The sequence below is a fragment of the Chryseobacterium sp. A321 genome (assembly GCF_054489265.1).
In genome coordinates this window covers 1,388,986-1,410,228 of record NZ_JBTMWZ010000001.1, presented here as the reverse complement: position 1 = coordinate 1,410,228, position 21,243 = coordinate 1,388,986, and the positions used below count along the sequence as shown (strand labels likewise).

The following is a 21,243-nucleotide window of genomic DNA, read 5'->3' as shown; positions in this document are numbered from 1 at the left end:
ATGAGTTTAAAAGAATTATACAAAGGAACAAAACTCATTGAAACGATGGAGAATTATGCTTTAGCTGAAGAGATAAACTCTATAAATGAGGATATTACGAATGATGAAAACTTTTGGTTCTCTAATGATGAAGAGTTTTGGAGAAACATAATTCCTGATCCCACTAAATATTGGAACCAAAAAATTGACTTATACAATTTTGTAGTTTCCAATTGGGTTGCTCGTATTCCGGGACTTTATTGGACCCCATCATCAGAACAAATAAGGCTGCATAAGAAAGAAGATATTGCCTTCAAAAGTAAGCAATGGATAGAGTTTTATCCTCCAGGGAAATCTAAAAAAGTGATGGGAGGTGTAGGTACATTATTATTACCACCGACTGATGAAGGAAAAGTATTATTATCAATTAGTACTGGCTGCAATGCATCAGCTGGAATTCCTTTGTTATGCTTCCCTGAAGTTTATGATCATTTGAAAATTAAGCAAGGAGATTGTGTTATGATTAGAGATGCTAAATGGCAACCAATGGATATGCACTGGGCATCAAAATTCGCTTCAACCAAAGATGTACCCAGAGGGTATTTGGTAATTGATTCCATTGATAAAATTCAGATATTAGAAAGAAACTATCCTGTCGTTTATCATCCTTTTTCTTTAATGGAATACGAATATCAAGATAGTCTTTTTTATGACTTTGTATATGTAACAGCAGATAGTAAAGTCCAAAATGTTGATAGTGAAATTGAACATTTCTTTAAAGAATATGCAAAGAAAGAAGGACGAAACGGTGAATATCTTTTAAATCCCAATATAGTAAATCCAATTTTTTCATCTCGTTACTTATCTCCAACAGAATTAACGCAAGCGTCTGAAAAGGCAAAACTAAACTTACTATACGAGAGAATTCGCGGAGCATATTTCAAGGAGCAGTCGGTAGAACAGTTAATGATAAAGCTTCCACAATATTATCAATCCAGTGTATCAGTTAGAACTTTGGCAAAAAAAATTGGCGTGAATGTCTCTCTATTGGTGGAAGATTCGGCGGTTAATATGTCCTCCCAACTTATTGATTTGTGTATAAAAAAAGAAATGGTAGAAAACCTTGTTGATAGATTAACAGTAGATTACCCACAAATATTTAAGTGAAATGGCCTGGACAAAAAAACTTACCCAATTAAATGATGCTTTAAGTGACTTGGTTCCTAACAAGGACGGAATCACAAAGTATGTAAAAGCATCCGGTTTGAAACCACAATTTATTGATACAAGTGGTAACGCTATGGACGTTTGGAGTAATGTTCTAAGCGAAGCTGATAAGAATAGCAAGGTAGATGAGTTGGTAAAGTCTGTACTAAATACGTATCCTGATAATCCATTTTTGAAATCAGCCTTAGCTACAAAAGAAATTGACTATTCTTTAAGCCCGGACATTGATAAAATTTCCAAGTGGCAAGATGTTTCAAAAGAAACACTAGAAGTTTTGACAATGGGGCGTAGTACTTTACTTCCTGTTAACTTTTTAGCAAGGGGCGTTCAAAAAAGTAAGGCTGTTGGAAAAGTAGAAATTAAGATTGGCAGTAATCGGGTTAATGTTGGTACGGGCTTTTTGTTTAAGGTAAAAGGGATTAATGTTTTATTCTTTATAACAAATTACCATGTTATCAATGACCGTAAGGATATTGATAAAACAAAGGTGATTTTTGACTATGAATTGGATATAGATGGTAATAGTATTGCATCCAAGAGTTTCAGGATTGACGAAAATCGGGCTTGGTATTGTTCTCCTGTGAATGAATATGATACAACTATTTTTAATCTTATAGATGACCACAATGAATTGGAATCATACGGTTATATTGAACTGAAAGAAATTGAAATAGCACAGAACGATTTCGTAAATATTATTCAACATCCCGGAGGAGAAATGAAGCAAATTTCGCTTTACCATAACATCGTAACAAATACTAGTGAAAGAGTTGTTCAGTACCTTACCGATACATTAAAAGGGTCCTCAGGATCACCTGTTTTTAATTCTGATTGGGAAGTGGTGGCATTACATCATAGTGCTGGTGGGAATAAACCGGGAGAGCCAGTACTCCCTGAAGGAATCAAATCACGTAATGAAGGTATTTTCATTAATAAAATTATTCAATTTGTAAAAGACAACTATAAAAACTGAATTTATGATAAGTGAAAAGCTATTTCAGGGGTATGATGAAAAATTCATTTCAAACCAAACAGTACCTTTATCCAAGCTCAGTCAGGAACAATCAGCTGATCTAGCATTCGACGATGAGGGGAATGATGTGATAAAATATATTAATTACAGTTTACAGCAATCTGCATCTCACAAATTTCCATTCTATACAGCAACAAATGTTGATGGAATTGAATTTAAGAAAGTTCCAAGAAAGGATAATTGGCGAAAAGACAAAAGGTTATCCAAAGAGTTTCAATTGGGTAAAGAGCTCTACAGTGCCCCCAAAAGTGATTTTGACAAAGGCCATATGACTAAGCGAGAAGACGTCCAATGGGGAGAAACTCTTGGAATAGCGTTAAATGCTGCTAACTCAACATTTTATTATACGAATGCGGTTCCACAGCATAAAGATTTAAATAGAGATATATGGCGAAGTTTAGAGGATTACATACTCCATACCGAAACGAGGCAAAGTGAATTACGAATTTGTGTTTTTACAGGTCCGGTTTTATCAAGTTCAAATCCATATTTTGTGACACCTATAAATGGTAAACAAATACAAATCCCGTCTCTGTTTTGGAAAGTCGTTGTTTTTCAAAAAGAAGATGGGAATCTTTACAGGGTTGGATTTATGATGAGCCAGAATAAACTGCTTAAGGAAAACCATATTATCGAAGAATTAGAATCAGATGATCAGCTTTTTATGCAATTTAAAGATTCAGACACTTATCAGGTTAACATATCTCTTATTGAAGAAATGACTGGTTTGGAAATTCCAACAGCAATTGATTCATATACAGACACAAGAAATAGTAGGTTAGTATTAAAAGAAATTGATATTGATCCTGATTTGGAAATTGATTCGTTAGAATATAAATTAGGGTTTAGCATAGAGAATTTAACTTTATAAAAATTGAATTATTTACCTACTGTAATAATAGCAGGATCAATTTTTAGCACTAACTAACCACAGACAGCTACCCACCTTTAGGTGTAATAGCCACTACTTGATCTGACAGTTAGTGGTTTTAAAAAGTGTCAGATGAGTTTTCCAAAGATAGCCAGCTTTCTTCTAAATCACCAGACACAGATTGCGGCTCACCCTCCCGTGAGTGGCTTGAGGAGGGATAAGCCGCAATCTGGTCTTCCTTTAGTGCTTCTAACAACTTTTCCTTTGCCAGGCCGATGCTGTCCAGAAAGGTCTATAATACCCCCGCAAATTTGGACCACTTGACTAATTGAAAAAAAAGTTTAATTTTAATCAAGTGAAAATTATGAAAAGAAGCAGAAGAAAATTCGATTCCTCTTTCAAGGCACAGGTTGCCATTGAGGCACTGAAAGAGCGGCAAACACTCTCAGAACTGGCCGTTAAGTTTGATTTGCATCCCAATCAGATCTCGCAATGGAAGCAGGAGTTTTTGGAGAACTCCTCGCTTGTATTTGAGCAGAAAACCAAATCATCGACCTCTGGTAACGATGTGGATGTGGATAAGCTGTATTGCAAGATAGGGGAATTACAGATGGAGAAAGACTTTTTAAAAAAAAGTTTATCCAAGTTAGGTCTATGATTGATTCCAAGCTTTTAATTGACCGCAAACATGCTCTGAGTATCCGTAAACAATGTGAGGTTCTAGAAATAAACCGTTCTGGATTTTACTATGAGCCCAAAGGCGAACCGCAGGTGAATCTGGAAATCATGGAGATCATGGACAAGCATATCCTGGAAGAACCCACTGCCGGAGTCCTGACCATGCAATCCATGCTGGAGGACAGGGGAATCCACATTGGTTATGAGCGTGTAAGACGGCTGATGAGATTGGCTAGCATCAAACCAATCTATCCCCGCAGGCATTTAACGCAATGGAAAAAGAACGAATATATTTACCCCTATTTGCTTCGGAATCTCGCTATAACGGAGAAAAATCAGGTTTGGGAGATTGACATTACTTACATTCCCATGGCAAAGGGATTTATGTATCTAACAGCAATTATCGATGTTTACAGCCGCTATATCGTTGGCTGGGGACTGAGTAACTCGCTCGATGCCGATTCCTCTCTAAGGGTAGTAAAAGATGCGATCCGGGACCATGGTAAACCATCGATCCTGAACAGTGATCAGGGCAGCCAGTTTACCTGCAGAGAGTACGTTGAGTATCTCAAAGACCAGCATATCCAAATAAGTATGGATGGCAAAGGACGCGCGCTGGACAACATTTATATCGAACGATTTTGGCGAACTATAAAGTATCAGTGTAAGCTCCCCCGAAAACAGTACGCTTCAAAAGTAGAATTTTTTCTTGAATTTTCACTGTTGTTGTTGTCGGATGTGGAAAAGTGGGCAGGAAAAGTGCTGGCTTTAGCTTTGGCTTGCTGTCCATTTTTCCACATCACAGGTGATAAACCACCCAATGAGTCATGGGGGCGTTCATAATTGTAATCCCTTACCCATTCCTCGGTAACACTTCTTACTTCATCCAAACTTTCAAAAATATATGCATCCAGGATTTGATTCCTGTAAGTTTTGTTGAAGCGTTCGATGTAGGCATTCTGTGTAGGTTTCCCAGGCTGAATATAAGCAAAGTCGACCTCATTTACCCTGCTCCACACTTCAGCGATATTTGCTATAAACTCCGGTCCATTGTCCATGCGTACTTTCTTAGGCTTTCCAAAGCGGTTCACCAGATGGTTCAGTATCCAGATCACCCGCGAACTTTTCAAACTGTAATCTGCCTCAATGTGAAGGATTTCTCGGTTGTAATCATCAATCACATTAAAACTGCGGAACTTTCTTCCACTTGCCAGTACGTCGCTCATAAAATCAATACTCCACGTGTGAGTAAATGTTTGCGGCACCTCCAAAGGTGATTTTACTCTGGCAGGGAGCCGTTTCTTTACCTTGCGTCGCAAAGGAAGCTTCATTTCCTTATAAACCCTGTGTAACCGCTTATGATTGATTTTTTTGCCACGGTTGCGCAGACGGTAATAATACTTCCAAAAACCCTCTCTAGGATGGCTCTGCGTAAGCTGTTCAAGCTCCATTATCACCGTAGAATCATCTTTCAGCGAACGGTAATGAAAACTGCTTCTGCTTAGTTTAAGTACTCGTAAAGCCTTGCCAGAATCCTTCGGACGGAGCTCATGAATCTCCACGACAATCTCCCGTTTCTGACAAGGCTTTAAAGCTTTTTTTCAATAATATATTTAGCCACGTCAAGCTCCATTGCGAGGTTAGCGTACATACGCTTTAGCCTTGCGTTTTCTTCTTCTAACTCTTTTACTCGCTTGAGTTCACTGGCTTCCATGCCATTGTACCTTTGGCGCCACTTATATAAGGTAGCTGTACTGATGCTATTCTCCCTTGCCAGCTCCTCGGCACTACGGCCCGAAGCAAACTCTTTTAAAACACCTGCAATCTTTGCAGGACTAAATGTGCTCTTTTTCATTGTCTTAATTACGATTTAAAGTTAATTAATTTTATACTTTTAAACCGTACTGTTTTCGGGGGAGCTTACAACAACACATCTTCTTCCAATTGTAAAAAGTAGCTTCACTGATGCCCATTTTACGACAAACTTCTTCCACTTTCACGCCCGTCTCCGATTGTTTTAATGCAAATACAATCTGACTCTCTGTAAATCTGCTCTTTTTCATAAGATTTTTTCTTTATTTAAAATTAAATACTTTTCGAAAAATCTCTACTTTTAATTGATACTGTTTTTCGGGAGAAGGTCAACACCATGAGCTGATTTGATTTTTAAAGATTAGTAATTCATATTATGATTGATACCCCAATAATTTTCTAATTTGATAGAAGAAACGCTCAATTAATCTTAAATCTTGGGTTACAATTTCGGCATTCCCTTTTAGTTCTTTGTCAAAAGTAAGAGTTTTATTATAAGAAGTTCTCAATCCTTTAGGTAAAATAACATCAACATAATAATTCCCATTATCATCTGGAGTAAGAGAGATGTTTTGAACTCTACCCTCTACAATACCAAATTCTTGGTAGCGATAGTTATCGAGTTTTATTAATACATTTTGTCCTGAAATTACTTTTCCAGAATTTATTGATGGAATAGACATTCTGCCTACTAGAGCTTCTTTATTTGTTGGTAAAATAGATAGTATTGCTTCATCTGTTTTTACAAATTGGTTTTCTCCCAAAAATTGCTGAAAACTCACCGTTCCATTTGTTGAAGAAATAATCAAATAGTTTTGTTCCCATTGCTTCAAAGATTTTCTCAATTGTTCAAAAAGTTGTAGAGTTTGAGAAGAATAATTGATTTTATCCTTTTCAGAATTTATTGCGACACCACTTTTAGTTTTATTTAAATTATTAAGAGACTCCTCTAATTGAGAAATTGAAAGCATTATACTTTTAACATTTTGTTGGGCTTGAAGATATCTTATTCTTTCATTTTCCAATTCCATCTTAGCAATTACTCCTTGATTAAAGAGTTGTTGAAAACGTTCATAATTTTTCTTGGTTAAGTCAAATTTAGCATTTTCTAAATTCAATTGTTGTTGTAATGTGGCTATTCTTCCTCTACTTTCTGATAGGCTTTGGCTAGTTGCAATATCTTCTGGAGCATAAGGTTTTAGTCTTGAAAACAATCTTTCGTCCTGAAAAGCTTTTGCAAAAGAATTGTAATCACTTTGTAAATCTCCCAATTTATATTTTGAAGTTTCACTTAATGGAAAATTCAAAATTTGATTAGGCGAAATAGAATCAACAATTTTTTTGAGTTTTAATACATCACTGTAGTTGGCTGTTGATTGTAAAATCATTAAAACATCACCTTTTTTAACTTCTTGATGATCTTTAATAAATATTTTTTCAATTTTAGAATTTGTCCTTGACAATAGCTTTTCAGGCGGATTTTGGGAGGTTACTATAATTGGAGCTGGTACAAATTCTGGATATTTAATGAAATAACTCATCAGCAATATCATTAGTAAAATGATAAATATAATTGTATTCCCCCAACGAACCATCCAATGTGGTGGTCTCGTAAGAATGTCTTGAACACTTTCTGAACGAAGTTCTATATTGTCTAATATGTCTTTTTTAGCTTCCAAGTTCCAACTGATTTTTAACAAGTCTATAATATTCTCCTTTTAATGTTACCAACTCTTTATGAGTTCCTTCTTCTACTACTTTTCCTTTATCCAATACAATAATTTTATCTGCATGTTTTACGGTTGAAAGACGATGAGCAATCACTATAGCTGTTTTCCCTTTAAAGAATTGTCCCAAGTTTTCCATAATGATTCTTTCATTATTGGCATCTAAAGCAGATGTTGCTTCGTCAAAAAAGATATACTCTGGAGATTTGTATACTGCTCGAGCAATGAAAAGCCTTTGTTTTTGTCCGCCACTTACTCCGATTCCTTCATTACCTATTTTAGTGTTATAACTTAAAGGCAACTCTTCAATAAAATCTTTGATGTTAGCAATTTCTACCGATTTTCTTAATTTGTTTTTGTCAATATAATCTTCTCCAACTGCAATATTCTCTGCAATGGTATCATTAAAAACATAGCCATCTTGCATAACAACACCACAATGCTCTCTCCAGAATCTTGGAGAAATATTTTTAAGATTGGTGCTTCCTAATTTTATTTCTCCATTATTAGGCTCATAAAATTTCATTAGTAATTTTAGTAGGGTAGTTTTGCCACTTCCACTGGCTCCTACTATAGCTGTGATCTTTTGATAAGGAATCATAAGATTTAAATCTTCAAAAACAAATTGTTCAGTACCGATATATTTAAAAGAAACATTCTTTATCTCTATATCTTTTTGAGGAATATCATTAACATATTGTTCTTCATGATTTTCTTCATTTTCTCTATCATGTATTTCTGCAAGTCTTTCCAAAGAGATAGATGCATCTTGGTATTGCTTTATAAAATCAATTAACTGCATTAAAGGACTATTTAACTGTCCAATGATATATTGGACTGAAAGCATCATCCCTAAAGTCAGATTCCCATCTAATACCAATTTTGCTGAAAGAAAACTCATAAAAATATCCTTAATTTGGTTAATGAAGCTTCCCCCAACCGATTGCCATTGTTCTAATGAAAGTGATTTAATTCTTAATTTAAATAGTTTTACTTGCAGAAATTCCCAACTCCAACGTTTTTGTTTTTCGGCATTATGCATTTTAATTTCCTGCATTCCGTTAATAAGTTCAATTACTTTGCTTTGTTCTTGGGAAACTTGAGAAAATCTTTTATAATCTAATTCTTTTCTTTTATTAAGAAAAAAGGTAATCCATGTTACATATAGAATTGCTCCAACCAAATAAACTATAAATAACCTATAATCATAAAACAACAAAACAATGCTGAAAATAATAAAATTCACCAAAGAAAATAAAGTGTTGAGCGAAGAATTGGTAAGAAGCTGTTCAATTCTATGATGATCATTAATTCTCTGCATAATATCACCCGTCATTCTTGTATCAAAAAAACTGATAGGAAGTTTCATTAATTTAATAAAGAAATCAGAAATAATAGAAATATTAATTCTAGAAGAAAGGTGCAATAAAATCCAACTTCGAATAATTTCTATTCCCATTCTTCCCAAAAAAAGCATTATTTGTGCAATTAATACCAAATAAATAAAGTTTAAATCCTGATTTTGTATACCAACATCTACAATGCTTTGAGTAAGAAATGGAAGAATAAGAGATAATAAACTTCCCGCCAATAAACCAACAGCTAACTGAAGGATTAGTGATTTGTATTTGAATAAATATTTAGAAAGAAATTTGAGACTCGCTTTACTTTCTTCTTCATCATATTCCTTTTGATAAAAAGCTGGTGTAGTCTCTAAAATTAATGCTATTCCTTCTTCTGTATTTTGATCGGCATTATTACCTATCCATTGTTTAATAAATTCTTCATCATTATACGTAATGAGTCCATAACTTGGATCACTTATTTTTATTTTGCAATCAGTTTTTTTTTCTATTATATCATAAACAACTACAAAATGTTGTTTATTCCAATGTACAACACATGGAAAAGGGACTTCTTTTAGAGTATTAAAGTCTAATTTAACACCTAACGTCGAAAAGCCTAAATTTTCTGCTGCATTACTTAGACCAAGTAATGAGCTACCTTCTCTAGTAGTTTCAGAAAGACTACGAATTTGTTGTAAAGATATATTTTTCCCATAGTATTTGCTTATGATTCTCAAACAAGTTGGACCACAATCCTTAGCATCGGGTTGTTTATAAAAGGGAAAATGCCTTAAATTCATTTTAAAAATTAAAAGATATTCATTATTAATTCATTTATTATAATATACCAAGACCGTCTAAAGGGCTTCTGACTTTAATGGGTTTTGACATTTCTCTTGTACTTGTTATTTTTAACTAACAATTTTTTCTATAACTAATAAAAATGAGACCTGTTAAAAATCTAAAAATAAAATAATTTTAAATATATGTTATTTATATTTTTTGTTTCTTTTCTTTGCTATTACACTTAAATAATATCTTTTTACAAAGTCATATAATATTAATTCGTGCAATCTATTTTCAGCAGGAATTAATCTATTAATTGTCATATGTATAAGATCAATTATTATATCCTGTGATAGTTGTTTTTTTAATTGTGTCTGTTTAATTAATAATGTAGATGCTATTAAGTCTTTATGCCTTCTTTTACAAAGATTGTATAAATTTGTATAATTATAATCATCAATTATATTTACACCAGACATTACAGCTTCTATTGTATGCTTATTCTCTCGATATTTACTATTAAATTGTTTAGAATTATACATATTAAACCCAAACTCATTTTTAAAGGATTCACTCATTGCACTAATAACATTCATTTTGTCCTCTTCCCCTGAATAAAATAAAGAAAGTGAACTATCTATAAGTTTTAAACCAATAATCCATTTTATATCTTCATCATTATTAAATTTAATATTTATTGCTTTCAAAATTTTAATAATGTAATCACTATCAATATGAAAAAAATTTTCTATATGTTCGATTAAGTGAACATTGTACCTCTCAATCTCTTGATTATATGTGTCAATTTGAATTTTCCATACAGTATTATTATTCAATAATTTATATAAATTTTTATTAAATAAAACAATGACCTCACCCAAATTTTTGTGCTCAGAGATATGCAATCTAACTCTTAAATGATAATGAGGATCTGAATATCTTATAAAAAAGAATTGATCAATATATTTTTTCCTCTTTAAATCAATAATTAAAGGATAAATTTTATTCAACAAAAGCTTATCTGCTGTTTTATAGCCTGTGTAAATTTTAAAATAAAGCCATTCTGATCCTGGTGCATATTTTCTATTCTTCATCATTTCTAAATAGAGGTATAATTATTTGATTTCTATAAGGATTTCCAAAACTATCTCTTAAAATAGCAGTTTTATCATTATATAAAAATTCAACTATTTTAAGTTTATTTCTTTTCTTTAGTAGTGACAAAAATACATTGATACTATTTATATTGTAGAAATCAATGAACATTTCATTATCATCTTCTGAAACCAAAATATATTGCGGAATATTTCTTTTTTCAATCCATTTTCTGATGATTTCCATTTTTGAAGCATCATATAGTTTTTTTTCAAAAATATCTGTAAGCTCGCTTTTTGTTACTTCCCAACTTGCTAATCGTAAAATTGTGTTTTTATATCTGATTCTAGGAATATAATTAAGATTGAGGTTAATATTTAGCATTAATCCATTTGATTGAAGGTTTTGATATTGTAAATCACATAAAAATCTATATACTGGAAAAGAAGAATCTCTAAAGTTATGTGCAGTTGTAAGAGTAGGGAAAATTTCTTTTTTTAGTTTTTTCGATCTTAGAATAATTTTATTTCTTCTTATTGATAAAAGAATATCAGATATAGGAATAATAAATTTTTGATCTAAATTTGAATTTGACAAACAAGTTATTTCGTAATTAGTAAGCCTTGGTCTTATAGAAATATTTCCGACTCTTGGAGATTCAGATAAATGAGACAATTCTACAAATTCAATATTACTTTTCTCCTGCTCTATTTTCATTAACTTTTTTACATATTCTTCTATGCCCTTGTCAAGACGTGAAAATCTGCTCATTAATTTAGCACCAGAACCATTACCTACAAATTTTAAATAAATCAATGCGTTATTTTGAGTATCATTTATTGCTTCAAAAATTGAGTAAATTACAGGAGACATATCAGATATAACCATATCAAAGAAAGGAAAGTCCTCTTTTGAAATTACAATTTCATTATCTTTGTTTTCTTTAGCCGTAATTATCTTTTCTATTAAAATATCCTGTATTAGATCCCATCTTTTGTGTCCTTTTTTCACACTATTATTTACAAGAAGAAAATTTTTGATTAATGAATTACTATATTCTTTTCCTACATTTTTGCTAACAGGATATCCTATTCCAATTTCAGGATCTAGTGCTTGTAGTAAAGGAATTTCTTCACTTTCATATTTTTCTTGGTAAATGGATTTGAAATCTTCTAAGTCCTGATTTTCATTTTTTATTGATCCTATTTTTGATAAAAAAGTAATAGCATCTAATAATTCATTAGTATAATCTTTATTGAGATATGAAGATTGAAATTGCTTTGTAGAATCAATCTGTATAAGATATTTATTGTCAAAAGGAATTTTGATGTTTTTAACAATTTTTTCTATTCTTAATATGTCACTAATCTCTATAACATTATTTTTTTCATTCAGTATTTTTAATTCAAATTTTAAATCTTTAAGTTTATTGAAAATATCGTGACTTATATTTCTCTCTTCTATAATTTTTAAAATTCTTTCCAAATAATCATCACCTATTAATGTTGGTTCAAGTTCACTTATTAAAATTTGAGAATCAATGATATTATTAATATATTCATGCAAATTTTCATCTTCATTATATCCCTCTGAAACAAGAAAATCCACAATTCCTTTATAATTAATTCCTGTTTTTGCCAATAATAAAAGTTTTTTTAAAGAAGAGCTTTTGTCAGTAGCAGAAATTTCGTACTTAATAGAATCATTAGAATATTTTTTCTCTATAAAGCGATATTTACTATTAAAAGAGTAAATACTGTCATTGGGATAGAAAATTACTTGATTTTTTATTTCAGGAATATCTTTAAGATAAGTAAAAATATCAAATAGATATTTCATATCCATTCTAATTTTAGCTATGGATTTTTCACTAAAAACTAAATCAGTATGATTATGGATTTCTCCTAAAGAAACACCTGAAAATAAGCCAAAAGGAGTAGGTCTAGATTTTATTCTACTCCAGTATTTATATAAAGAAATATTAATTTTATCAATTGATTTTACATCTTTTATTTTTCCTTCTTTAAGCTTTTTAAACTCATCTAAAAGTGTAGGAGAAGCTATAAATAAGGGGGAATTAAACTTGTCACACTCGTGTATGTCATTAATATCCCATCCGTCGTTGTATTTAAAAGAAAAAAAAGGGTATCTTATTATAAAATTATCAGATACTGAATATTTTTTTTTCATATTTTTCATATTGTTAAAAATCTTGACCAATCAAGTTTATTATTAATAAATGATATTAAGGCTAATCCTACTCCAGAAGTACCATCGAGAATACTAGGGTTGGGTTCATAATTTCCTGTAATAGTGTTGTAACAAACTTTTGAAAAATTTTCTGAATCTTCTTTATAAAACGTTAGTGTTTTATTAAGCCAAAATTGAGCAGCTACTGCATAATGTGCATTATTTGTTTTTAAAAACTCATTATAAAAAATTAATGCAACACCAGAACTTCCATGACATATTCCTGCATCTACTATTGTAGTCTCACTAATGCTTTTTCTTGTAGTAGAATATTCAAATATTTCTTTAGATTTCTCTTCCCATATAGTTTGATTAAAAATTTTAGAAGCCTTACGTAGCATGATTGCAATGCCAAGATCTCCATAGCACCAAGATAGCCTACTTCCATGAATTTTATCTTTTTGCTGTTCGATAGACGTAAAAGGATAGTAAGATCCATACATCTTCCAATCAATTTCCTGTGCTAAAATAAAATTTATTGCTCCTTTGATAATTTGTTCAATATTATAATCAAATTTCACATCTAATTTGTATAGATCTAATAAAAAGAGCACAATGCTTGTCATACCATGAGATAAAGAAATGTTCAGAACCTTATTATGAGTTTTCCACTTAACAAAATCATTTTCATTAATTGCAGAATTATTAATGAATTTTAATAAAACATTTAAGGTTTTTTTTGATTTGAGATGACCACTTTTGAATTTCTCCAAAAAATAATATCCTATTCCAATTGCTCCATGTAAGAAATCATAATTTCCTTCATTAATACAAATATTAAATTGTTCAATAAGCCATTCATCAATTTGATTATCTACAAAATCAAAACGCTTGTAATCAAAATGGCTTTTAGACTGAATATAATCAATAGCCAAACAAATTCCAGGTAATCCATTACAATACGTATGAAAGACATTTCCGTTTTCTATAGACTCAAATATATAATCTATTTTTTTAGTGACATATTTTTCATAATTCTTATTTATTTGAGAATATTCATATAAAAATAGGGTCTCTCCCATTGCACCAGATAGTAAACCTATATTTGGGTTATCTTTTTTATTTATAATTCCTTCAGCTATAAAGTATAATAAATTTTCTAATTCTTTTTGTTTCTCTTTTGTAATGATTAAGCTCATAGTCAAGAAATATCCAATTAAAAAGAGGCTGAAAAAACAGCCTCCTATTCTTAATGTAAAAGTACTTTAATTACCCAACAAAAGTACAAGTAAGACCGTCTAAAGACCTCGATGTTGGAGCGCAATTAATAGCAGAACCACAATCAGCAGTACACGTAGCTTCTGTGCAATTCAAATGAGTTTTTGTTATACCACATCCATCAGTACAACCAGCTGAAAAACCTGCATCTATTGCTTGTTCCATACCAGCGGCTCCACCGTTAATAAGCTTTTTAGAATTTTTGTCTAATTTTGTTACTGTTTCTTTTGAAAACTTTAAAATTTTTTTCTTTTTCATGATTTTGAAATTTAAATTGTTTTGTCTAACAAATATATATTTTTTTTCATATTGAACAAATATATTTTGTTACTTTGTTATCAATTAATAATTAATATTGTGCTGAATAAAATTATAAATTATTTGTTTTTCTATTCTAAAATTTTAATACCAACTTTATGTATATCTATTTTAGTAAGTATTATATTTGGATTTTCTTATAGGTCATCAGCTCTCTCTTATACTCTCTTTTCAATAATATTCCATTATATTTTTTATGAGTTAATATATCCTAATGAATATTACTTTTATTATAATTTAGGATTCAGTAAAGTTTTTTTATGGTTAATCACTTTTGGAATTAACATTATATTTACTATTTTATTTCTCATTTAAGAATTATTTTCTATGAAAGTTGATAGCATAATTAAAACTTTTGATGATAAAACTATACTACATGATATTTTCCTTTCATGTAGTAAAGGAGAAATTATTGGATTACTGGGCTCCAATGGTATGGGAAAATCTACACTATTAAAAATAATTTTTGGTTCTCTTCCTGCTGACCAGAAATTTATTAAGGTCAACAATAAAATAATAAAAACTGTTTTTGATAATAATGGTATAATAAAATACCTTCCACAATTTTCTTTTCTTCCTTCTCATATCAAGATAAAAAAAATTATTCATAGTTTTTGTAGTAACGAAAAATCAACATTTCTGTTAAACAATCCTTTAATAAAACCGTTTATAAATAGCAAACCTAACGAATTATCAGGAGGGCAAAAAAGAATTATTGAAACATTACTTATTGTACACTCAAATGCTGAATATATTTTACTTGATGAACCTTTTAAAAACATTGACCCCATTCATATAAATGAGCTTAAAAGCAACATAATATCAGAATCTATGTACAAAGGAATTATAATAACTGATCATAATTATAGAGAAATTTTAGATATCTCTACAAGGGTTATTTTATTATATAATGGCTCAATTAAGGAGGTTAAAGAACAATATGATTTAATATTTTATAAATATTTAAGAAATAATTATTTATAATATTTGCTTTTATTTTTTCAATTTTTCTGTAAATTTTCTAATTATTTGAATATATAATCCCTAAGGTAGTGTCTATATGGATTTCTTCGAAGAAACTTATTATTTACTATCTAAATTTAAAAAAATCACAAGAATTTAATCCATTCGAGGTAATTAAGATCATACAAACTGTTTCTTTTTCGTAAAAATATAAAAACTTCCCAAAGCAAAAATAAATATAGCAACTATATTACAGTAATCTAGTCTTTCAAATAGGGTATTTTCACTCATAAAATTTAAATAAGATTTATAGCCTCCCGTGTATACTAAAAAATCCGAAAAATTTTTCTCACTCACTACCCCGGAAAAAAGAAGCATAAACATGCTGAAACCTATAGGATAAATAAAATTTTTGAAAAATAGACTTAATGCAAGTTGCATCATAGCAATAGCTGAAAGCATAATATGGAATTTTAAGAAAATATAAAATATCACTTCTCTGTAATCATAATTCTGAAACCCCATATTGGGAAAAGTAATTCCTAAAATATAACCTGACCCTAAAAATGCCGCATATGAAAGCAATGTAGAGAATAAAACTATTAATAAGATAAACAAAACCTTAGAAATAAATATTTTAGACTTAGAAATAGGAACAGTAAATAAAATTCTATAGTTACTATTCCGATATTCTACATCACAACAAGCATGGACAAAAAGTGAAACTAAAATTGGATACAGCATATATAAAAAAAGAAATACAGACCTTCCCAATATAAATTTCCACGGATTGATAGTACTTTCTGTAATTCCCGATCTAATTGAGTCGTAAGCAATATAGAATGTAATCGCAAAAATAACCAGCGTGGGAATTAGCAGAATTCCGAAAATTTCTTTATTTTTAGAAAGTTTATACTGTTCTGAAGAAAAAGCTTTATAGAAAGTATTAGTCATGGATATTAGAAATTAATTTAATAAAGATTTGCTCAAGATTTGTGTTATATGACTCTATATCATAAATATCAATCTCATTTGTAATTATGGTTTTTATTAGCGTATTGAATTCTTTGTCATTAGTAATTTTTACTGAAATTTTATTCAAATCCGTTTGAAGTATGTTAAAGATTCCTTGTAAAGCGGAAGTTGCCTTTTCACCATTACTTACCTTTAAAATAACATTCTTTTCAACTTTTCCTAAAAGTTCATTTTTTGTCCCTTGAAAAGCTATTTTTCCATCTTCAATAATTCCAATGTGAGTTGTTATTTTATCTAATTCGCTAAGAATATGGCTCGAAATAAAAATAGTTTTCCCCTGTTCATTCAGTTTCTGAAAAAGACTTCTCATTTCAAATATACCTTGAGGATCGAGTCCATTTAAAGGTTCGTCTAAAATTAGCAACTCTGGATCATGAAATATGGCCATAGCAATTCCTAAACGTTGTTTCATCCCCATAGAAAGGTCACTTGCTTTTTTCTTTTTTTCTTTAGCTAGACCTACTATTTCCAGAATCTCGTCAATCCTTTTGGTGCCTTTTTCATAAATAATATCAAGATATTTTAAATTCTCAAAAACTGTTAGTTTGGTATAAAAACAAGGAGATTCTATAAGATTTCCCGTTGAAAAAAGAATTTCTGTCCTGTTTTGCTTCAAACTTTTATTTTGAACTAAAATTTGATCACCAGTTTCTTCCAAAAGTCCCAAAAGAAGTTTAATCGTAGTAGATTTTCCTGCGCCGTTTCTTCCTAAGTAACCATAAATACTACCTTCTGGAACATTCAAACTTACATTATTTAAAATGGTTTTAGAACCTATTGAGTAACTTAGATTTTTGGTTATTATACTTTCCATTACTTCTTGTTTGGTGTTAGTTGTGTATTTGTATCTATAAAAAAAATTCCATCAAGAAAACGACTCCAAAACCTTCTCTGATCAACTCCTTGATTGATAGTGGATACAAATTCCTTCTTCAAAGGAGAACTTTCAGTAATATCACGGAGATTAATAAAAAAGTAAGGAGTTTTTGTTTTGTGAAATATATTTTCTATTGCATGTTTTCCTGGTTTATCAGTTAGATTCCCTTTATTACTCTTTTTAGCATATGTGGAAAAGTTCAACATATAAGAAGCTTTGCCGTATTTATCTTTGATATAAGCTCCTAATGGAAGGTAATCTTTATCATACCTTGCAGTAAAGGTATGAATATTGGCACACCATATGATGATTTTTTTATTTTTATAGATGTCGTCTATTTGATAAATAAGATTTTTTGCCATTATTGAATCCCTATAATGCATACTAGACATGGATCCTTCCTTGTAATTCCATGATTTCTGAAAATTATTTTTCAAGTCATTAAAGTATAGTGCATATAATATATTTTCTGGTGTTTTTTCTAATTTTAATATTATTTTTTCAATCTTATTTATTTCCAAGAGAAGCTCATTTTTATAATTTTCTTTGAGAATCTTATTTGCGTAGCTTTTAAATACAAAATATTCAAGCTCTTTAATGTTTTTACTGAAAACAGGAAAATTATTAATATTTATATTATTTTTTTTAAGAAAATCTTTCAGAAGTTTTGCACGTCTTCCTGAAAGTGTAACTCCAGAAAATTGAAAATCAAAACCTCCCAACTCAATAGGCTTTTCTGATATTTTAGTTTTTTGATAATATTCAATAAGAGGCTTCATTTCCCTATTAGCCCACCAAAACTCAAAAAGACCGAGACCTCCAATAGAATCTGAAGGAATTCTCATTCTATGTTGATTCATTTCTTCATTCATTATCCATGTATCATATCTACCTGCTTCATAGAGAACTATATCATAATTTAAATTCTCATGAAGATACTTGATAAGTCTACTTTTGAACTTGAAAGTTACTCCATCAGAGTGCGTGTTTTCTCCTAACATTAAAACTCTATTGTCTTTTAATACAGTGTCGAATACCTTTAGGTCACTATTATCCATATACTCCATTGAAACACTTTTGATGGGGTGTTTGTAACGTAGAACTTCAGAAAATAAATCTTGCTTATCTTTTGGGGAAACTTCTTCGTAAACCATTTTGTTCAGGCTAAAAGCTACAATAATAAAAATAATGAAAGTGTAAAATATTTTCTTCATCAGTTAAATTTATATATTAATTAGATTTTTTAGTGCTGTTTTTGATTAAAGTTTTACAAAATGAAATAATTATTAATTTTTACCAAAACAAAAATGTGATAAAAGTGTTGTAAGCTTCCCATTTTCAGTACGCTTCAAAAGTAGAATTTTTTCTTGATTGACCTCCCCCCGATATATGGAACAATCTAAAATAGAGAAATTTGCATGTTTTGACTGTTTTCAATGAACTCGTTTGGCGTTAAATTCCCCAATGAGCTATGGGGTCTGTAACTGTTATAATCCTCTTTCCAGACATCTAGCTTTTGCTGTGCATCTTCCAGCGATAAGAACCAATTCACATTGAGGCATTCATCTCTTAATGATCCGTTAAAACTCTCTATAAATGCATTATCTGTTGGCTTTCCCGGCCTGGAGAATTCCAGTTCTATTTTCCTTTCATAAGCCCATCTGTCCAATGCTTTACTGATAAACTCCGGTCCGTTATCAATCTTAATCCGCTTGGGATAGGCTTGCTGCTCAAAGGTAACATTTTTTAATATTTCAGCAACATCTTCTCCTTTAATGGAAATTCCGGAATGAAGCACCAAGGATTTACGGCTATAATTATCCACTAAAGTTAAGACCCTGAATTTCTTGCCGTCAAACAGGGCATCGCTCATAAAATCCATGCTCCAGCACTCATGTAAACTAGAAGCAATGCCATTGGTAGGAACCCGGGAGCGTGCAGATTTTATTCTTTTGTTCCGTTTTCTCCTTAGGTTCAAACCTTCCTCACAATAGATTCTGTAGATCCTTTTATGATTGTCCTTCCATCCTTCCCGTCTCAGAAGAATATGTAAACGCTGCACGCCATACCGAACACGAATGTTGGAAAATTCTATGAGTCGCATCCTCAGAGCCTTATCATCTCTCCGATGTGGATGGTAATAATAAACACTAGGCTGTAAAAACAACAAACGACAGCTTCTTCGCTGAGAAACCCGGTAATCCTGCTGTATCCCTTTCGCCAGTTCACGCCTCTGAACCGGCTTTAGAACTTTTTTTTCAGAACATCCTGAAGAATCTGCTTATCTAAACTTAGGTCCGCTACCAGCTTTTTGAGTTGGCTGTTCTCTTCTTCCAGCTGGCGCAAGCGGCGAAGTTCCGTTATGCCCAAGCCTCCGAATTTTTTTTTCCAATTGTAAAAAGTTGCCTCGCTGATACCCATTTTGCGACATACTTCTTCCACTTTTACTCCCGTCTCGGATTGCTTCAAGGCGAAGACAATCTGACTTTCTGTAAATCTGCTTTTTTTCATTTGATTTTTCTTGTATTAAAGTTAATTACTTTATCGAAAAATCTCTACTTTTAGGTGTTACGGTTTTGTGGGAGAAGGTCACATGAGGTAATGGCAGACTATATTTACTCTGATGGTGGTCTTTTTTTCTGAAATCAAAACTCCTGGTTTGGCCAAGACTTATTGAGGCAATAACAGGTCGTTTACCATAACAGCTTTCTTTGTCCCGATGCCAGGCAACGGAATCATTGTGATCACGATATAGGTTTAGCAAAACAGCATTGAACTTGCAGCCGAATTCCTTCTCAATTCTTTGTTTTAATGAAAACAATTCAGGAGTCCATGGATTAGTTGGCTTTTTATCTTCATCGGAATCGTTATATTTTGAATCTCCATACCATGCAGTCAACCGTGGAGTAAGCACCATCTTATCGTACATTTTCTGGGTGCGCTGTTCCCAGGGAGCAGCATCCAATAATTTGTTTTTAAGCAGGTCGGCTTCTTCCCTGCTCAGGAAATTTTCTTTGTACTCCAAAAGATCTTCAGGAAACTCATAGAATTCGTCGGCCTCAAATAAACTCAGCTGGGTCATTATATCTTTATATTAAAATATCGATCTTCGCAATATCCCGTTACTACGGGATTTTTTTCATCATTTGTGTTTTTACTTCCATTCGGGGAAGTTTTTTATTATGTATTTACTTAAAATAGGTTCAGTTCCTATCTCTCATCTTTTCTTTGATCTGTTTAATATCAGTTTTAATTTCTGTGATAAAGTTTTGAATATGATGTTCTGCAAATTCATCAGGCTCATATTCTTTGGTATTAATACTACAGGCAAATTCCCAGATTTCTTTAATTTCAATCAATGGAATTTTATAAGGCTCATAAAATTGATTGTCAGCCTTAACCCATATACCATCTGCTTGATGAAACTGAAATCTTTTGTAACTGATACCATCATTAGTGGTAATGAAAACATATGTTCTGTCCGTTTTCAAGTCCGACAGATTTTCTACATATTTACCCACGATATAGGTTCCGTTCTTATAGGGGGGCATTGAATCTCCGTCAGCTGGAAATGCCCTAAACTTACCTCCTTTTAAAAAAGGCAATGATATGGTCTCCAGATTTTCTATGTATTCAGGATCTCCGTAGCCATTCAGGTAGCCCATTGAAGCTTTTTGGGGAATAATCTCAATTTGATTATTTCCATCTTGATCAACCTTTATAGGCAAAACGATTCGTTTGTCAGGGAGCTCCATTACTTTATCGACAGAAAATTTTCTGACATCCACTGTCAACAATAGGTCGATGCTGATGGTATAGAATTTTGAAATTCTAACCAATATTTCAATAGGAGGCTCTGTTCTACCATATTCATAGGCAACATATCTGGATCGGGTAAGAAATAATAGATCTGCCAGTTCTTGCTGAGTCATATTTTTCTTTCCCCTCAAAAACACGATGTTATCAGAGAACTTTGACATTGTTACAATTTTAGACAACAAAAATACAAAATTAGTTTCAAAAAGAAA

General features: G+C 31.3%; 18 protein-coding genes and 2 pseudogenes. 6 read left to right on the top strand and 14 right to left on the bottom strand.

Features of this window, described 5'->3' with window-relative positions; all coding sequences use genetic code 11:
* The 5 genes and pseudogenes from ACX3PZ_RS06650 to ACX3PZ_RS06630 all read left to right on the top strand — a co-directional run.
* Window positions 1-1,146, top strand: a complete 1,146-nt coding sequence (locus ACX3PZ_RS06650) for a hypothetical protein (RefSeq protein ID WP_459112313.1) — start codon at window positions 1-3, stop codon at window positions 1,144-1,146.
* A 1-nt stretch (window position 1,147) separates the two neighbouring features.
* Window positions 1,148-2,179: a trypsin-like peptidase domain-containing protein gene (locus tag ACX3PZ_RS06645; RefSeq protein WP_459112312.1), complete on the top strand. Its 1,032-nt coding sequence runs from the start codon at window positions 1,148-1,150 to the stop codon at window positions 2,177-2,179.
* Between the two features lie 4 nt (window positions 2,180-2,183).
* On the top strand, window positions 2,184-3,110 hold the full coding sequence (locus tag ACX3PZ_RS06640; RefSeq protein ID WP_459112311.1) for a DNA/RNA non-specific endonuclease: 927 nt from the start codon (window positions 2,184-2,186) through the stop codon (window positions 3,108-3,110).
* Between the two features lie 364 nt (window positions 3,111-3,474).
* Window positions 3,475-3,768, top strand: coding sequence for a transposase (locus ACX3PZ_RS06635; protein WP_459112310.1), 294 nt, complete (start codon window positions 3,475-3,477; stop codon window positions 3,766-3,768).
* Window positions 3,765-4,469, top strand: a pseudogene (locus ACX3PZ_RS06630) (IS3 family transposase); the annotation flags it as partial. The gene ACX3PZ_RS06635 and the pseudogene ACX3PZ_RS06630, both read left to right, overlap by 4 nt.
* Here the strand turns inward: ACX3PZ_RS06630 and ACX3PZ_RS06625 are convergent.
* The 8 genes and pseudogenes from ACX3PZ_RS06625 to ACX3PZ_RS06590 form a co-directional block, all read right to left on the bottom strand.
* Window positions 4,448-5,643 (bottom strand): IS3 family transposase gene (locus ACX3PZ_RS06625; RefSeq protein ID WP_459112309.1). Its coding sequence is split into 2 segments (ribosomal slippage): window positions 4,448-5,382 and window positions 5,382-5,643, totalling 1,197 coding nucleotides; the frame shifts between segments, so codons are not numbered across the junction. The pseudogene ACX3PZ_RS06630 and the gene ACX3PZ_RS06625 overlap by 22 nt on opposite strands.
* Before the next feature lie 79 nt (window positions 5,644-5,722).
* Window positions 5,723-5,851 (bottom strand): annotated as a pseudogene (locus ACX3PZ_RS06620) (transposase); the annotation flags it as partial.
* Between the two features lie 123 nt (window positions 5,852-5,974).
* A complete protein-coding gene (locus ACX3PZ_RS06615) occupies window positions 5,975-7,279 on the bottom strand; it encodes an HlyD family secretion protein (protein ID WP_459112308.1) in 1,305 nt (434 codons plus the stop codon).
* The gene (locus ACX3PZ_RS06610) at window positions 7,269-9,473 is read right to left on the bottom strand and encodes a peptidase domain-containing ABC transporter (protein WP_459112307.1); all 2,205 of its coding nucleotides are present in this window, start codon (window positions 9,471-9,473) and stop codon (window positions 7,269-7,271) included. Before ACX3PZ_RS06610 ends, ACX3PZ_RS06615 begins: the two co-directional genes overlap by 11 nt.
* A 189-nt stretch (window positions 9,474-9,662) precedes the next feature.
* Window positions 9,663-10,556 carry a thiopeptide-type bacteriocin biosynthesis protein gene (locus ACX3PZ_RS06605; protein ID WP_459112306.1) on the bottom strand — a complete coding sequence of 298 codons (894 nt, stop codon included), beginning with the start codon at window positions 10,554-10,556 and terminating at the stop codon, window positions 9,663-9,665.
* A complete protein-coding gene (locus ACX3PZ_RS06600) occupies window positions 10,543-12,744 on the bottom strand; it encodes a lantibiotic dehydratase family protein (RefSeq protein ID WP_459112305.1) in 2,202 nt (733 codons plus the stop codon). The genes ACX3PZ_RS06605 and ACX3PZ_RS06600 overlap by 14 nt, the downstream gene beginning before the upstream one ends.
* Before the next feature lie 5 nt (window positions 12,745-12,749).
* Window positions 12,750-13,943: a lanthionine synthetase C family protein gene (locus ACX3PZ_RS06595; RefSeq protein WP_459112304.1), complete on the bottom strand. Its 1,194-nt coding sequence runs from the start codon at window positions 13,941-13,943 to the stop codon at window positions 12,750-12,752.
* Window positions 13,944-14,013: 70 nt separating this feature from the next.
* Window positions 14,014-14,280 carry a hypothetical protein gene (locus ACX3PZ_RS06590; protein ID WP_459112303.1) on the bottom strand — a complete coding sequence of 89 codons (267 nt, stop codon included), beginning with the start codon at window positions 14,278-14,280 and terminating at the stop codon, window positions 14,014-14,016.
* A 387-nt stretch (window positions 14,281-14,667) separates the two neighbouring features.
* Between ACX3PZ_RS06590 and ACX3PZ_RS06585 the strand changes: the two genes are divergently transcribed.
* On the top strand, window positions 14,668-15,324 hold the full coding sequence (locus ACX3PZ_RS06585; protein WP_459112302.1) for an ATP-binding cassette domain-containing protein: 657 nt from the start codon (window positions 14,668-14,670) through the stop codon (window positions 15,322-15,324).
* A 159-nt stretch (window positions 15,325-15,483) separates the two neighbouring features.
* Here the strand turns inward: ACX3PZ_RS06585 and ACX3PZ_RS06580 are convergent, their stop codons facing one another.
* The 6 genes from ACX3PZ_RS06580 to ACX3PZ_RS06555 form a co-directional block, all read right to left on the bottom strand.
* Window positions 15,484-16,257 (bottom strand): ABC transporter permease, encoded by a 774-nt coding sequence (locus ACX3PZ_RS06580; protein WP_459112301.1) that lies wholly within the window; start codon window positions 16,255-16,257, stop codon window positions 15,484-15,486.
* Window positions 16,250-17,152 carry an ABC transporter ATP-binding protein gene (locus ACX3PZ_RS06575; protein ID WP_459112300.1) on the bottom strand — a complete coding sequence of 301 codons (903 nt, stop codon included), beginning with the start codon at window positions 17,150-17,152 and terminating at the stop codon, window positions 16,250-16,252. Before ACX3PZ_RS06575 ends, ACX3PZ_RS06580 begins: the two co-directional genes overlap by 8 nt.
* Window positions 17,152-18,429, bottom strand: coding sequence for an erythromycin esterase family protein (locus ACX3PZ_RS06570; protein ID WP_459112299.1), 1,278 nt, complete (start codon window positions 18,427-18,429; stop codon window positions 17,152-17,154). The genes ACX3PZ_RS06575 and ACX3PZ_RS06570 overlap by 1 nt, the downstream gene beginning before the upstream one ends.
* Before the next feature lie 185 nt (window positions 18,430-18,614).
* A protein-coding gene (locus ACX3PZ_RS06565) for an IS3 family transposase (protein ID WP_459112298.1) occupies window positions 18,615-19,726 on the bottom strand; the annotation gives its coding sequence in 2 pieces (ribosomal slippage) (window positions 18,615-19,471 and window positions 19,471-19,726; 1,113 coding nt in all).
* 25 nt (window positions 19,727-19,751) lie between these two features.
* On the bottom strand, window positions 19,752-20,297 hold the full coding sequence (locus ACX3PZ_RS06560) for an alpha-ketoglutarate-dependent dioxygenase AlkB family protein (protein ID WP_459112297.1): 546 nt from the start codon (window positions 20,295-20,297) through the stop codon (window positions 19,752-19,754).
* Between the two features lie 121 nt (window positions 20,298-20,418).
* A complete protein-coding gene (locus ACX3PZ_RS06555; RefSeq protein ID WP_459112296.1) occupies window positions 20,419-21,195 on the bottom strand; it encodes an XRE family transcriptional regulator in 777 nt (258 codons plus the stop codon).
* Between the last annotated feature and the right edge of the window lie 48 nt (window positions 21,196-21,243).

Excerpts from the sequence above, each read along its gene's own strand:
- ACX3PZ_RS06640 (WP_459112311.1), top strand. The coding sequence starts at position 2,184 with ATGATAAGTGAAAAGCTATTTCAGGGGTATGATGAAAAATTCATTTCA.
- ACX3PZ_RS06590 (WP_459112303.1), bottom strand. The coding sequence starts at position 14,280 with ATGAAAAAGAAAAAAATTTTAAAGTTTTCAAAAGAAACAGTAACAAAA.
- ACX3PZ_RS06650 (WP_459112313.1), top strand. The coding sequence starts at position 1 with ATGAGTTTAAAAGAATTATACAAAGGAACAAAACTCATTGAAACGATG.
- ACX3PZ_RS06580 (WP_459112301.1), bottom strand. The coding sequence starts at position 16,257 with ATGACTAATACTTTCTATAAAGCTTTTTCTTCAGAACAGTATAAACTT.
- ACX3PZ_RS06595 (WP_459112304.1), bottom strand. The coding sequence starts at position 13,943 with ATGAGCTTAATCATTACAAAAGAGAAACAAAAAGAATTAGAAAATTTA.
- ACX3PZ_RS06600 (WP_459112305.1), bottom strand. The coding sequence starts at position 12,744 with ATGAAAAAAAAATATTCAGTATCTGATAATTTTATAATAAGATACCCT.
- ACX3PZ_RS06635 (WP_459112310.1), top strand. The coding sequence starts at position 3,475 with ATGAAAAGAAGCAGAAGAAAATTCGATTCCTCTTTCAAGGCACAGGTT.
- ACX3PZ_RS06585 (WP_459112302.1), top strand. The coding sequence starts at position 14,668 with ATGAAAGTTGATAGCATAATTAAAACTTTTGATGATAAAACTATACTA.
- ACX3PZ_RS06575 (WP_459112300.1), bottom strand. The coding sequence starts at position 17,152 with ATGGAAAGTATAATAACCAAAAATCTAAGTTACTCAATAGGTTCTAAA.
- ACX3PZ_RS06560 (WP_459112297.1), bottom strand. The coding sequence starts at position 20,297 with ATGACCCAGCTGAGTTTATTTGAGGCCGACGAATTCTATGAGTTTCCT.
- ACX3PZ_RS06605 (WP_459112306.1), bottom strand. The coding sequence starts at position 10,556 with ATGATGAAGAATAGAAAATATGCACCAGGATCAGAATGGCTTTATTTT.
- ACX3PZ_RS06610 (WP_459112307.1), bottom strand. The coding sequence starts at position 9,473 with ATGAATTTAAGGCATTTTCCCTTTTATAAACAACCCGATGCTAAGGAT.
- ACX3PZ_RS06555 (WP_459112296.1), bottom strand. The coding sequence starts at position 21,195 with ATGTCAAAGTTCTCTGATAACATCGTGTTTTTGAGGGGAAAGAAAAAT.
- ACX3PZ_RS06570 (WP_459112299.1), bottom strand. The coding sequence starts at position 18,429 with ATGAAGAAAATATTTTACACTTTCATTATTTTTATTATTGTAGCTTTT.
- ACX3PZ_RS06645 (WP_459112312.1), top strand. The coding sequence starts at position 1,148 with ATGGCCTGGACAAAAAAACTTACCCAATTAAATGATGCTTTAAGTGAC.